Annotated in this window: 14 protein-coding genes and 1 pseudogene; 14 read left to right on the top strand and 1 reads right to left on the bottom strand. The window is 66.0% G+C overall.

Annotation, left to right across the window (positions count from 1 at the left end):
• Nucleotides 1–109: 109 nt before the first annotated feature.
• From P9A17_RS28115 to P9A17_RS28130, 4 genes are read left to right on the top strand one after another with little or no spacing between them, the layout of a single operon-like run.
• A complete protein-coding gene (locus P9A17_RS28115) occupies nt 110–1219 on the top strand; it encodes an amidohydrolase family protein (protein ID WP_278042063.1) in 1110 nt (369 codons plus the stop codon).
• Nucleotides 1220–1238: 19 nt separating this feature from the next.
• Nucleotides 1239–2384: an amidohydrolase family protein gene (locus P9A17_RS28120; protein ID WP_278042064.1), complete on the top strand. Its 1146-nt coding sequence runs from the start codon at nt 1239–1241 to the stop codon at nt 2382–2384.
• Nucleotides 2385–2386: 2 nt separating this feature from the next.
• Entirely contained in the window at nt 2387–2800 is a 414-nt protein-coding gene (locus tag P9A17_RS28125) for a Rieske (2Fe-2S) protein (RefSeq protein WP_278042065.1), read from the top strand.
• A 39-nt stretch (nt 2801–2839) separates the two neighbouring features.
• Nucleotides 2840–3718 (top strand): alpha/beta hydrolase, encoded by an 879-nt coding sequence (locus tag P9A17_RS28130; RefSeq protein WP_278042066.1) that lies wholly within the window; start codon nt 2840–2842, stop codon nt 3716–3718.
• Nucleotides 3719–3723: 5 nt separating this feature from the next.
• On the opposite strand, the gene P9A17_RS28135 is transcribed toward P9A17_RS28130, so the two are convergent.
• Complete coding sequence (locus tag P9A17_RS28135) at nt 3724–4200, bottom strand: hypothetical protein (protein ID WP_278042067.1); 477 nt, start codon at nt 4198–4200, stop codon at nt 3724–3726.
• A gap of 20 nt (nt 4201–4220) precedes the next feature.
• Between P9A17_RS28135 and P9A17_RS28140 the strand changes: the two genes are divergently transcribed.
• From P9A17_RS28140 to P9A17_RS28185, 10 genes and pseudogenes are all read left to right on the top strand, one after another.
• Nucleotides 4221–5513, top strand: a complete 1293-nt coding sequence (locus tag P9A17_RS28140; protein WP_278042068.1) for an NADH-ubiquinone oxidoreductase-F iron-sulfur binding region domain-containing protein — start codon at nt 4221–4223, stop codon at nt 5511–5513.
• Nucleotides 5514–5521: 8 nt separating this feature from the next.
• Nucleotides 5522–5815, top strand: a complete 294-nt coding sequence (locus P9A17_RS28145; protein ID WP_278042269.1) for a ferredoxin — start codon at nt 5522–5524, stop codon at nt 5813–5815.
• A 61-nt stretch (nt 5816–5876) separates the two neighbouring features.
• Entirely contained in the window at nt 5877–7523 is a 1647-nt protein-coding gene (locus P9A17_RS28150) for an OB-fold domain-containing protein (RefSeq protein ID WP_278042069.1), read from the top strand.
• Nucleotides 7520–8410 (top strand): alpha/beta fold hydrolase, encoded by an 891-nt coding sequence (locus P9A17_RS28155; RefSeq protein ID WP_278042070.1) that lies wholly within the window; start codon nt 7520–7522, stop codon nt 8408–8410. Before P9A17_RS28150 ends, P9A17_RS28155 begins: the two co-directional genes overlap by 4 nt.
• Nucleotides 8410–9228: an NAD(P)-dependent oxidoreductase gene (locus P9A17_RS28160; RefSeq protein ID WP_278042071.1), complete on the top strand. Its 819-nt coding sequence runs from the start codon at nt 8410–8412 to the stop codon at nt 9226–9228. The genes P9A17_RS28155 and P9A17_RS28160 overlap by 1 nt, the downstream gene beginning before the upstream one ends.
• A gap of 15 nt (nt 9229–9243) precedes the next feature.
• Nucleotides 9244–10053, top strand: a pseudogene (locus tag P9A17_RS28165) (NAD(P)-dependent oxidoreductase); the annotation flags it as partial.
• A 124-nt stretch (nt 10054–10177) separates the two neighbouring features.
• A complete protein-coding gene (locus tag P9A17_RS28170) occupies nt 10178–11383 on the top strand; it encodes a cytochrome P450 (RefSeq protein ID WP_278042072.1) in 1206 nt (401 codons plus the stop codon).
• A complete protein-coding gene (locus P9A17_RS28175) occupies nt 11380–11580 on the top strand; it encodes a ferredoxin (RefSeq protein ID WP_278042073.1) in 201 nt (66 codons plus the stop codon). Before P9A17_RS28170 ends, P9A17_RS28175 begins: the two co-directional genes overlap by 4 nt.
• Complete coding sequence (locus P9A17_RS28180) at nt 11577–12782, top strand: cytochrome P450 (protein ID WP_278042074.1); 1206 nt, start codon at nt 11577–11579, stop codon at nt 12780–12782. The genes P9A17_RS28175 and P9A17_RS28180 overlap by 4 nt, the downstream gene beginning before the upstream one ends.
• A 4-nt stretch (nt 12783–12786) precedes the next feature.
• Nucleotides 12787–13557 carry an alpha/beta fold hydrolase gene (locus P9A17_RS28185; protein ID WP_278042075.1) on the top strand — a complete coding sequence of 257 codons (771 nt, stop codon included), beginning with the start codon at nt 12787–12789 and terminating at the stop codon, nt 13555–13557.
• Nucleotides 13558–13632: the final 75 nt, after the last annotated feature.

Consider the following 13632-nt stretch of genomic DNA (forward strand, 5'->3'; position numbering starts at 1 on the left):
GTTAAGCGGTGTGCTGGAGAACAGAATTCTTGATATGGAAGAACAAGGATCTACACTGAGACTGGCGTCGGTCGCGCCCTCGGCCGCGTGAGCGTAAGGACGGAGCTGCGTGAAGGACTTCACCGATCAGACGGGCGTCCCCGTCATCGATACCAGCGTGCACATCTTCTGCCAGTCCAACAAGGACCTGCGTAAGAACTTCCTGCGGGAACCGTTCCGCAGCCGCGGGTTTCCCGATTACGAGATGGACTGGTACGGCGCCCCGGGCGGCGAGTATGCCAAGGGCACGGAAGGACCGGACCGCCAGTACCCGGGTTCAGACCCGGAGATCACCGCCAAGCACCTGTTCACCGATCGCGGCGTCGACATCGCGATCCTGCATCCGATGACGCGCGGCATCATGCCGGATCGTCATCTCGGCACTGCGATCGCCTCGGCGCACAACGAGATGATGGTGACTCGCTGGCTCGAACACCCCGAGTTCGGCGACAAGTTCCGCGGCACCCTGCGCGTCAACCCCGACGACATCGCCGGTGCTCTGCGTGAGATCGCCAAGTACAAAGACCATCCCGGCATCGTGCAGCTGGGCATTCCGCTGCAGTCGCGCGAGCTCTACGGCAAGCCACAGTTCTGGCCGCTGTGGGACGCCGCCGTGGAGGCCGGCTGGCCGGTCGCCGTGCACTTCGAGGTCGGCTCCGGTGTTGCGCTGCCGCCGACGCCGAACGGGCTGACGCGCACCTACGAGCAGTACGTCGGCTTCACGGCGCTCAACTTCCTGTACCACCTGATGAACATGATCGCCGAGGGTGTCTTCGAGCGGACGCCGGAGCTCAAGTTCGTCTGGGCGGACGGCGCCGCGGACATGCTGACCCCGTTCATCTGGCGGATGGACTGCTTCGGCAGACCGCACCTCGAGCAGACCCCGTGGGCACCGAAAATGCCCAGCGACTACCTGCCCGGTCACGTCTTCTTCGTCCAGGGTGCGCTCGACGGACCCGGCGACGTCGACTTCGCCGGCGAATGGGCCGGGTTCACCGGCAAGGACGACATGGTGATGTACGGCTCCAGCTACCCGCACTGGCAGCTCAACGAGCTGTCGGTGCCGAGCGCCTACACCGCCGAGCAGCGCGACAAGTTGTGCTGGCGCAATGCCGCCGAGCTTTACGGCATTGAAGTTGGCGCATTATCTGCCGCCGCATCGACCAGTACCGCACAGTAGAGGTAGTGAGGAGGCTCGTATGACCACCACAGCCAATCCCCGGGTGCCCGCCGCCGAGCGGATCGCCGTCCGGTGCGTGGACTCCGACGTCCATCCCGCTCCGCGCACCGGCGACCTGGGCCAGTACATCCCTGAGCCGTGGCGCAGCAAGTACTTCGGCACGCACAAGGTGGGCGACCAGATCTACTACGATGCCCCCGATTACGCGCACTCCTACGCAATGCGCCTCGACGCGTTCCCGTCCGACGGCGAGTTCGCCTGCAGCGACCCCGATCTGGCGTTCAAGCAGCTGATCATGGAGGCGGGCGCCGACATCTGCATCCTGGAACCGGCCGCCTATCCGGCGCGGATCCCCGAAGCGCAGCACGCGATGTCCGTGGCGCTCAACCACTGGCAAGCCAACCACTGGCTCGACAGCCACAACAACTGGCATGAGCGCTGGCGCGGTTCGATCTGCCTGGCGATCGAGGAGCCGGAGAATAGCGTCGAGGAGATCGAGAACTGGGCGGGGCATCCGTTCATGTCGCAGATCCTGATCAAGGCCGAACCGCGCCCGTCGTGGGGAAATCCCAAGTACGACCCGATCTGGGCGGCCGCGGCCAAGCACGACATTCCCGTGAGCTGCCACTTGTCGCGTAGCCATTACGACGAGTTGCCGATGCCTCCGGTCGGCCTGCCCAGCTACAACCACGACTTCATGGTCACGTACTCGCTGCTGGCGGCGAACCAGGTGATGAGCCTGATCTTCGACGGCACCTTCGACCGCCATCCGACGCTGAAGATCGTGTTCGTCGAGCACGCGTTCACGTGGATCCTGCCGCTGATGTGGCGCATGGATGCCATCTACGAAGCGCGCAAGTCGTGGGTGGACATCAAGCGCAAGCCGAGCGAGTACGTCAAGGACCACATCAAGTTCACGACGCAGCCCCTGGATTACCCCGAGGACAAGACCGAGCTGACCCGGGCGTTCGAGTGGATGGAGTGCGAGAAGATCTTGCTGTTCAGCAGTGACTATCCGCACTGGACGTTCGACGACCCGCGCTGGCTCGTCAAGCACCTGCCTGAGCACGCCCGCGAGCCGATCATGTTCCGCAACGGGCAGGCCACGTATCGCAATGTGCCGGAGACCGTTCCGGCGCTCGAGGGTCAGATCCGGGTCTTCTGAACATGACCGAACCGAAGGCGCCCCGCCTCGCACCGGGGCAGGCCCCGCGTTTGGCACAGGGGCGGGAACACGTCGTCGCCACTGTCGATGAGATCCCCCCGGGCAAGCACAAACTGGTCCCCATCGGCAGGCACGGCGTCGGCGTCTACAACGTCAACGGCACGTTCTACGCCATCGCCAACTACTGCCCGCACGAGGGCGGCCCGCTGTGTTCGGGCCGCGCCCGCGGCCGCAACATCGTCGACGAGAGCGTCCCTGGTGACGCCGTGATGGTGCGCGACATGGAGTACATCTTCTGCCCCTGGCATCAGTGGGGATTCGAGCTCGCTACCGGCACCACGGCAGTGAAGCCGGAGTGGAGTATCCGCACCTACCCCGTCCGGGTCGTCGGCAACGACGTCCTCGTGCAGGCCTAGATCCCACCACAACGTGGCCGCAGCGTAGAAAGAGAACAGTTGCCCAACAAGAAGATCGAGATCAACGGCGGCAATGTCGTCTACGAGATTCTCGGCAAAGAAGGCGAATTCATCGTCCTGACTCCCGGTGGCCGGTTCAGCAAGGACATCCCGGGGCTCAAGCCGTTGGCCAAGAAGCTCGTCGAGGGCGGCTACCGGGTTCTGTTGTGGGACCGCCCGAACTGCGGTAAGTCCGATGTGCAGTTCTACGGCCAGAGCGAATCACACATGCGGGCCGACACGCTGCACCAGTTGGTCACCAAGCTGGACATCGGGCCCGTCATCCTGCTCGGCGGTTCGGGCGGTGCGCGGGACTCGATGCTGACGACGATGCTCTATCCCGAGATCGTCAAGAAGCTGGTGGTGTGGAACATCGTCGGCGGCGTGTACGGCTCGTTCGTCCTGGGGTCCTACTACATCGTGCCGAGCATCCTGGCGGTCCGCGGTGCGGGCATGAAAGCCGTTGCGCACATTGCGGAGTGGCAGGAGCGTATCGCCGAGAACCCGGACAACGAGGCGCGGATCCTGGAGCAGGACTCCGACGCCTTCCTGAAGCTGATGCTGCGCTGGCTCAATGCATTCGTGCCGAAGCCGGGTCAGACCATCCCCGGCGTGGAGGACGAGATGTTCGACAACATCACCGTGCCGACGCTGATCATCCGCGGCGGTGAAAACGATCTGGACCATCCCAAGCGCACGTCGTTGGAGGTGAGTTGCCTGATCAAGGGCTCGAAGGTCATCGACCCCCCGTGGCCGGAGGACGCCTGGGAGCGCGCCGGGGAGGCGCGCGCCTCGGGAAAGGTCAAGCGCTTCAACATGTTCGACACGTGGGTTCAGGCCGCACCGGCGATCCTCGACTTCTTGAAGAAATCGAGATGACGGTCTCAGTCGGTCGTGACGATCACGACCTCACAGTTGGTCGAGGCCTCCAGCGCGGTGTGGATGCGGCTCTCCGGTATTCGCGCCAGGTCGGCTTTGCGCAGCGTGACCGTGATGATGTCCCAGCCGTCAGCGCCGGGTTCCCGCTCGATGATGCCGGTGAGGCCGAATCCGGCGAGCACTCCGTGGGCGTCGTCGTCGGTGCCGTGACTGACGAACGTCAGCACGCCCGTCACCGGTTCGGTGTGAAACGCACTGGCACACAACCCAAGAGCGGTCGACTGCAGCTCTGCGGGATCGACGCCCTCCATCAGAATCTCCGCCTCGCGCCGGGCCGCGGGCAATCCGGACAGGTCGTTGTCGATGACGCGCGCGCCGATCTGCGCGGTGAGTTCGGCCAGCGCGGCCATGCCGTCGCGCAGTTGATCCGCCGTCAGCCTGCCCGCCGGATCGACTCCGATCCGCACCACTGCCGTTCGCATGCAGGGAAGGGTAACCGGAGATGAGCACGGCGATGAATACCGAACTGACGGTGGCCGCGTGGCCGGGCCTGACCCCGCGGCTGCTGCTGACGACGCCGGGCACGGAGTCCCTCGACGCCTACCGCAACGCAGGTGGGTATCAGGAGTTGACCGACCCGTCCGCGCTGCTCGATGAGATCGGCCGGGCCGGGATCGTCGGCCGTGGGGGCGCCGCGTTCCCGATGGCCGTCAAGCTGACGACCTTGCGCAGGGCATCGCTGCGTGGGCTCGACACCGTGCTGGTCGCCAACGGCGAAGAGGGCGAACCGGCTTCGGTGAAAGACCGTTGGCTGCTGCGCCACCGCCCGCACCTCGTGCTCGACGGTGTGCGACTTGCCGCCCGGATCATCGGCGCCCGTCACGCGCACGTCTACGTCTCGGACGCCGCCGCCGCCGACTCCGTGCGGGCTGCGCTCGCCCAGGTGGCGCCGGACGTCCTCGACGGCGTGACTGTGAGCGTGTGCACAGTCGCTCCCGGTTATGTGGCCGGTGAGGAGACTGCCGCGGTGCGGGCCATCAACGGCGGTCCCGCCAAACCGACCGACAAGCCGCCGCGCCCGTTCGAAGAGGGTGTGGGAGGCCTGCCGACCGCCATCAGCAATGTCGAGACGCTGGCGAATCTGCCGTTCGTCCTGCGACACGGGGCGGCCGAATACCGCACGGTGGGCACCGACGGCTCCCCCGGCACGTTTCTCGCGACCGTTACGGGAGGCGGAAGACCACCAGGGCTGTACGAGGTACCGTTCGGGATACTGTCGGCAGATCTTCTTGCACTGCACGGGATTCCGTCCCAGATCGTGCGCGGTGCGGTGATGGGCGGCTACTTCGCCGGGCTGCTCGACCAACGAATCCTCGAGACTTCGATGGACCACGAGTCGCTGCGCGCGCAGGGCAGTGGCCTGGGCTGTGGCGCGGTCTCGGTGATCACCGACGAGTGCCCGGTCGCGGTCGGTGCCTCCGTGCTCGCCTACTACGACCGTGAGAACGCCGACCAGTGCGGCTCGTGTTTCAACGGCACCGCCGCGATGGCGGCCGCCGCCGAGGCGTTACGCGACGGGAGCGCCGACGCCGAGGACGTCGCCCGGCTGCGACGGTGGTCCGAGGTTCTGCGGGGCCGCGGCGCCTGTGCGACGCTGGACGCCGCGTGCAATATCGCCGCGAGTTTGTTGACGATGTTCGGTGACGACATCGCCAGGCATCTGGACAGCGAGTGCCCGCGTTGCGCCGAGGGAGCATTCACCGCGCTGCGCCCCTTCGAGGTGGAGGCCCTGTGAGCGACAAGATGCGGATCAAGCTCGACCGGACGCTGTGCGACGGATTCGGCATCTGCGCCAAGCACGCCCCCGACTATTTCTCGCTCGACGACTGGGGATACGCGGTTCTCGTCGGCGACGGGAACATCCCGGACAAGGACCACGACGCCGTCCGGCGCGCACTGCTCGACTGCCCGGTGCACGCCATCTTGGAGCTCTCCGAGCGGCGCCCCGACGAGGTGCATGCTCCCCTGCTCGACGAACCCGATCTCGACAACCTGAAGACTGACGCTGATGCGGGGCAATGGGATATGACGCGATGAGCGCTCGCGCCGCGACGAGCCCTTGGGCGAGGAGCAATCAGATGAAGAGCCGAGGACTGCGATGAGCCGGCTTCCGCTGCCCCAGTTGACGTTTGACAACGAGTTCTTCTGGACCTCAGGCGCTGACGGTGTTCTCCGGATCCAGGGCTGCGATGACTGCAAGTCACTGCTCCATCCTCCGCAGCCGGTGTGCCGCTACTGCTACAGCCGCAATCTGTCCCCACACGAGGTGTCGGGGCGGGCTGTGCTTTCGGCGTTCACCATCAACGAACGCTTCTCGATCCCCGGCCTGCCCGCACCGTACGTGGTGGCCCAGGTCGCGATCGAGGAGGATCCGCGAGTTCGGTTGACCACCAACATCATCGACTCCGACCCCGGTGAGCTCGAGCTCGGCAGGGTGGTGGAGGTCGTCTTCGAGCAGAACGACGACGTCTGGTTGCCGCTGTTCCGGCCGACGGCTGAGCCGGAGACGGCGCCGCTGCCGGAAGACGAGATCGCGCCGCAGGATTTCCCCAAGTTCGTCAGGCCGAAGCTGACGGCCGACAAGTTCGAGGACGCTGCGGCGATCACCGGTATCGGCGCATCGAAGATGGGCCGACGGCTGATGGTTTCGCCGCTGTCGCTCACGCTCGAGGCCTGCGAACAGGCTATCGCTGACGCGGGGTTGACGCTGGCTGACATCGACGGTCTCTCAACGTATCCCGCGATGGACGCGATGGGCATGGGCGAGGGCGGTTGCACCGCGCTGGAGGGCGCGCTCGGCATCCGCCCGACGTGGATCAACGGCGGCATGGACACGTTCGGGCCCGGTGGTTCGGTCATCGCCGCCGTGATGGCCGTCGCCACCGGGATGGCCCGCCATGTGCTGTGTTTCCGCACGCTCTGGGAGGCGACGTTCAACCAGTTGATGAAAGAGGGCAAGGCCTCTCCGCCGGGCGGTGCTCGCGTCAACAACTGGCAGGCACCCTTCGGGGCCACGTCGGCGGCGCACACGCTGGCCCTGAACGCGCAGCGGCACTTTCACCGGTACGGCACCACGAAGGAGACGCTGGGCTGGATCGCGTTGAACCAGCGGGCCAACGCCGCGTTGAACCCCACGGCGATCTACCGCGATCCGATGACGATGGACGACTACCTCAACGCGCGGCCCATCACGACTCCGTTCGGCCTCTACGACTGCGACGTGCCCTGTGACGGAGCGGTCGCTGTCGTGGTGTCCGCCGTCGACGCCGCCGTCGACGCGCCGAAGCCGCCGGTGTACTTCGAGGCGGTGGGCACCCAGATCATCGAGCGCACCGACTGGGACCAGACCACACTCACCCACGAACCGCAGGTACTCGGCCAGGCTGCCCACCTGTGGACCCGGACATCATTGCGGCCCAACGACATCCACGTCGCCGAGCTGTATGACGGATTCACGTTCAACTGCCTGTCGTGGCTGGAGGCACTGGGCTTCTGCGGTATCGGCGAGGCCAAGGACTTCCTCGACGGTGGTGCGGCGATCGCCCGCGACGGTGTCATCCCGTTGAACACTCACGGCGGCCAGCTGTCGCACGGCCGCACGCACGGTATGGGGCTTGTGCACGAAGCGGTGTCGCAGTTGCGCGGCGAGGCCGGCGAGCGGCAGGTCCGCGATGCACAGACAGCAGTGGTCAGCAGCGGCGGCCTCACCCCCAGCGGTGTGATGATCCTGCGGACGGGAACATGACACCCGCACCCCGGCCGCGGGTCGTACTCGTCGACGGTATTCCCATGTCGGCGCTCGTCGCCCAGGCTGACGAACCGCGCGCGGTGATCGTCGCGATCCACGGCGGGGCCACCTCCGCCGCCTATTTCGACTGCCCCGGCCGGCCTGACCTGTCGCTGCTCAGAATTGCTGCGGCAGAGGGGTTTACGACGATCGCGCTCGACCGGCCGGGGTACGGCACGTCGGCGGTCTACGCCGCCGACTTCGCCGATCCCGCCCGGCGGGTGGCGGCGGCGGTCGGCCTGGTGGACAAGATCCTCGGCGACGGCACGCGTGGCGCGGGCGTGTTCGTCGTGGGGCATTCCGCGGGATGCGAACTCGCGTTGCGCATGGCGACGGGGGTCGACGGCATCGACGATATTGTCGGCATCGAGCTTGCGGGCACCGGGCTGCGGTACAGCGCTGCGGCTAAGGACATCATCGCCGAAGCGACGGTCACGTCACGTCCCGCCGGGTTGCGGGACCTGTTGTGGCAGCCGACCGAGCTTTATCCGTCCGAAGTCCTCACCGGCGCACTGTCCGCTCCGGGCGTGGCCTACGAGGGTGAGGTCACCGCCCACTGGGCGCGGCGGGACTTCCCTGCGCTTGCCGCCGAGCTCGCCGTGCCCGTGCAGTTCAGCCACGCCGATCACGAGAAGGTCTGGGAATCGACGCCCGAGGCCGTCGCCGCGATCGCCGGCCTGTTCACCGCGGCGCCCCGCGTGCACGTCAACGAGATGGCCGGCAGCGGACACAATCTCAGCGTCGGCCTGAGCGCGGGCGATTATCACCGAAAAGTGTTGTCATTCATCGACGAGTGCATCGCGGGCAGTCACGGCCGCGATCGGGAACAAGTGGAGGCGAGCTGATGCGGGTTGGTTTCATCGGGCTGGGCAGCCAGGGCGGACCGATGGCCCGGCGGATCGCCCTCGGCGGTTTCGAGACCACGCTGTGGGCTCGCCGCGAGGCAAGTCTCGAGCCCTATGCCGACACCCCCGCCAAGAGCGCAGCCACACCGGCAGAGCTCGGTGCGGCCAGCGATCTCGTGTGCCTGTGTGTCGTCGGCGACGACGATGTCCGCGAGGTCCTCTACGGGGACAACGGCGTCCTGGCGGGGATGTCCGACGGCGGGATCATCGCGATTCACAGCACCGTGCATCCCGACACGTGCCGGGAGATCGCCGACAAAGCTGCCACTCAGGGTGTTTTGGTGATCGATGCCCCGGTGAGTGGCGGCGGTCCCGCGGTCGAGCAGGGCACGCTGCTGGTCATGGTCGGTGGTGACGAGGCTGTCGCGGAGAAGTGCCGCCCGGTGTTCGCGACGTACGCGGACCCGATCGTCCACCTGGGACCGCTGGGCAGCGGGCAGAACACCAAGATTCTCAACAATCTGTTGTTCAGCGCCAATCTCGGCAGCGCCGTCAGCACGCTGCAGTTGGGCGAATCGCTGGGCATCCCGCGCGACAAGCTGGTCGAGGTGCTCAATCGCGGCTCCGCTACCAGCAAGGCCGTGGGCAGCATCTCGATGTTCGGGGGCACGCTGGACGGGTTGGCCCCGATCGCGGGCGCGCTGCTGCAGAAGGACGTTCGGCACGCGGCGAGCCTTGCCTCGGCCGCGAAAGCCCCTGAGGGTGCAGTGTTCACGGCGGCGGACGCGGCGCTGGAAGAAATGGGGCATGCCCGATGAGCGCTTGCGCGAAGAGCAGAAAGTACTGCTGAATTGATGCGAGTCGGTTTCGTCGGGGCGGGACGTATGGGCGCACCCATGGTCGGCCGCCTCGTCGGCGCCGGTCATGACGTCCGCGTGCTGGGCAGGACCGACGAGAAGCGATCCGCGATCGCCGAGCTGAGCGCCACGCCCGTCGCGGACATCGGCGACGTCACCGAAGGAGCCGATGTCATCGTCGTGTGCGTGTTCACCGACGATCAGGTCGCAGAGTTGTGCCTCGACGGCGAGCTCGTCGCGATGATGGCGGCAGGGTCATCTCTCGTCGTGCACACGACGGGCAGCCCGAAGACCGCGCGGGCAATCGCCGCCACGTACGGGCACGTCGATGTCATCGACGCACCGGTCAGTGGTGGCCCGCACGACATCGCCGCCGGAACCGTGACGCTGTTCGTCGGCGGCGACGACGCGGCGCTCGAACGCACCAGGCCGGTGCTGGCCAGTTACGGCGACCCGATCCTGCATGCAGGTCCAACGGGCGCCGGTCAGCTCGTCAAGCTCGTCAACAACACGATGTTCGCCGCGCAGATCGCGCTCGTCGCCGAAGGGGTGCAACTGGGCTCGCGCCTCGGCATCGAGGAGGTGCCGTTGTTGAACGCGCTGGTGCACGGCAGCGCCCAGAGCCGCGTGCTGTCCATGGTCGCGGCGGCGGGTTCGGCAGACAGGTTCATCTCGGCGGTCGGCGAGTTCATCGGCAAGGATGTGGCGGTCGTTCGTCGCACCGTGGCCGACCTCGGTCATGAGCTCGGGGAACTGGACCGTTTGGTGAGCGCGGTGACTTCATGACACGGCTGCGCCCCATTGCCTATTCGGCTGACTTTCGAGACCATATGTCGCATACTGGATTCGTTACAGTAAATCAGCCTTTCGTAACGTTTCCGGCCCTGATACCGGTGCCGAGGAGGACATAGTGACCAAGCCCAAGTTGGTGTTCGATCCGGTTGCCCAGGAGTACTTCGACAATCCGTACGAGATCTACCGGCGGATGCGCGACGAAGCCCCGATCTACTACGACGAAGAGGGTGACTTCTACGCGTTGACCCGGCACGCCGACGTCGCCGCCGCCTTCCGCGACCACGAGTCGTTCTCGTCGGCGCGCGGCTGCGACCTGGGCCAGGTCCGGTCAGGCGAACCGCCGCAGAAGTCGATCATCTTCATGGATCCGCCCGACCACCGTCACATGCGGAGCCTGTTGAACAAGGCGTTCACCCCGCGCGCGGTCCAGTCGCAGCGCGACACCGTGATCGAACTCGTCCAGCACTATCTGAGCGAGGTGAATCCGGACAACTTCGACGTCGTGCAGGACTTCTCGGGACCGTTCCCGGTCGAGGTCATCACCCGCATGGCGGGCGTGCCCGAAGAGTTCCGCCAGCAGGTGCGGCACTGGATCGACGCGGGCCTGGAGCGCGAGCCGGGCCAGATCGAGTTCAGCGAAGCGAACATGAAGGCGAACATCGATTCGGGCGTCTACTACTACGGCCTAGTGCAGGAACGACGGCTGAACCCCCAGGACGACATGATCAGCCGCCTCATCGCAGCCGAGATTCCGGATGACGACGGCAACCTTCGTCAGCTCGACGACATCGAGATTGCCGGTTTCGCCACGCTGTTGGGTGGTGCGGGCGCCGAGACGGTCACGAAACTGATCGGCAGCGCGGTGGTGGTCTTCGCGCAGCACCCCGAACAGTGGCAGATGCTGATCGATGACCGCAGCCTGATTCCCGGCGCGGTCGAGGAGCTGCTGCGCTACGTCGGGCCGGTGCAGTACAACGTCCGCTACAGCGTCAAGGACGTCGTGCTGCCCAGCGGCACCGTCCCGGCCAACAAGCCCGTGTTCCTGATGGGTGCCGCCGCCAACCGCGATCCGCGCGCGTTCGAGGACGGCGAGACGTTCGACATCACCCGCGACCGCAGCCAGGCGCAGAACCTCGGTCTGGGGTACGGCATCCACAGCTGCCTCGGCGCGGCGCTCGCCCGGATGGAGAGCGTGATCGCGCTGGAGCATCTACTCGACTTCATGCCTCGCTACGAGGTCGATTTCGACGGTTTGCAGCGTGTGTCGATGCAGAACGTCGCAGGCTTCCATCACGTCCCGGTGAAGGTGTTGAGCTCATGACCCAGAAGATCGAGGTCGATTTCGGCCTGTGTGAAAGCAACGGGGTCTGCATGGGCATCATCCCGGAAGTCTTTGATCTCGACGACGAGGACTATCTGCATGTGCTGCAGGACGAGGTGACTCCGGAGAACGAGCAACAGGTCAAAGAGTCCGTGCGGCAGTGCCCGCGTCAGGCGATCGCGATCAAAGACGAATGACGGCAACAGAGCTCGTCTTCGACCCGTTCTCCGAAGAATTTTTCAACGGGCCCTGGGAGCTCTACCGGCGCATGCGCGAGGAGGCGCCGGTCTACTACAACCCCGAGCACGACTTCTACGCGTTGTCGCGGCACGAGGACGTCGCGGCCGCCTACAAGGATTTCGAAACCTATTCGTCGGCCTACGGTTTGGATCTTTCGACCGTGCGGTCCGACGAACCCATGATGGCCAAGATGATCATCATCATGGATCCGCCGGAGCACCGGCAGATGCGCAGTCTGGTCAACAAGGTGTTCACTCCGCGGGCCATCGAGGCGTTGCGCCCCATGGTCACAGAGACCATCGATCGCTACCTGTCGCAGAACACTTCCGACGCATTCGATGTCGTCAAGGACTTCTCTGCGCTGTTTCCCGTCCAGGTGATCACGCAGATGCTCGGCGTCCCTGAGGACAAGCGCGGGCAGGTGGGCGAATGGGTGGACATCACGCTGGCTCGCGAGCCGGGCCAGATCGACATGTCCGAAGCGGGCATGCAGGCGGTCGGTGAGCTGATGGGGCTGTACTTCAGCATCATTCAGCAGCGGCGTGCCGAACCCTGTGACGACATGTTCAGCAGGCTGGTCGCCGCCGAGATCGTGCGGGACGACGGCGAGAAACAGTCCCTCGACGACTTCGAGATCGCCGGATTCGCAACACTTCTGGGCGGTGCCGGCGCAGAGACCGTCACCAAGCTGATCGGCAACGCGGCGGTGACGTTCGCTCGCAACCCAGACCAATGGCAGAAGCTGCTCGACGATCGGAGCAAGATCCCTGCCGCCGTCGAGGAGTTGTTGCGCTTCGAGGCGCCGAATCAGTACAACGTTCGCCGCTCCATGAGGGAGATCGAGCTGCACGGCGTCACGATTCCCGAGGGCAAACCCGTTTTCCTGCTCGCCGGTTCGGCCAACCGTGACCCGGACGCGTTCACCGACGCCGACACTTTCGACATCGACCGCGATCGGGCCGAGGCGCAGAACCTCGGGTTCGGATACGGGGTGCACAGCTGCCTGGGCGCGGCGCTCGCCCGCATGGAGAGTGCGATAGCGCTTGATCTCCTGCTCGACCACATGCCGCGCTACGAGGTGGACTTCGACGGGTGCACGCGGGTCGCCGCGCAGAACGTGGCCGGCTGGTCCAGCGTCCCGGTGCGGGTGCGCAGGTAACGCAATGCGATTCGTCTTCGTCCACGGCGGATTTCATGCCGCCTGGTGCTGGGATCGGACCATCGCCGAGCTGCGCGCCCTGGGCCACGACGCTGTCGCTGTCGACCTCCCCGGTCACGGCGTGCTGATCGATCAGGAGTCGACCCTGGCCAACCGTCGCGACGCGATCCTGGCGACCATGGGCGACGAGAAGTGTGTGTTGGTCGGGCATTCCGGCGGCGGCTTCGATGCGACGCTCGCCGCCGACGCGCGTCCGGATCTGGTCAGCCACATCATCTATCTCGCCGCCGCCCTCCCCCGCGAGGGCCGGACCTATCCCGAGGCCATGGCGATGCGCGATGACGCCGAGCAGCTCGAGGAGGGCTTCGACGGCGACGTCGGAGAGATGTTGAGCTATCTACACTTCGACGAGTCCGGCGCGATGACGTTCGCTGATTTCGACGGCGCGTGGAAGTACTTCTACCACGACTGCGACGAGGCGACGGCCCGGTGGGCGTTCGAGCGTCTCGGCCCGGAACGGTTCGGCGACACGACCGTCACCCCCGTGTCGGTGCCCGGCTTCTGGGAAGCGGACCTGCCTCGCAGTTTCATTGTGTGCGAGCAGGATCGGTCGATGCCTCGCTGGCTGGCCGATACCGTGGCGCGCAGGCTCGGGGTCGAGCAGCTCACGATCGACGCGTCACACTCACCGTTCCTGTCGCGCCCGCGCGAGTTGGCCGAACTGCTGGTGCACGCGACCACGACGAAACCGGTCGCCCCGCTCAGCCCCGCCTGATTTGCACCGCGAGCGCGCGTGTCTGCACAGCGACACACCGCCCACGCATGGCAGAACGCGCACGCTCGCTGGCAG

The sequence above is a fragment of the Mycobacterium sp. 236(2023) genome (genome assembly GCF_029623955.1).
Lineage (GTDB): Bacteria > Actinomycetota > Actinomycetes > Mycobacteriales > Mycobacteriaceae > Mycobacterium.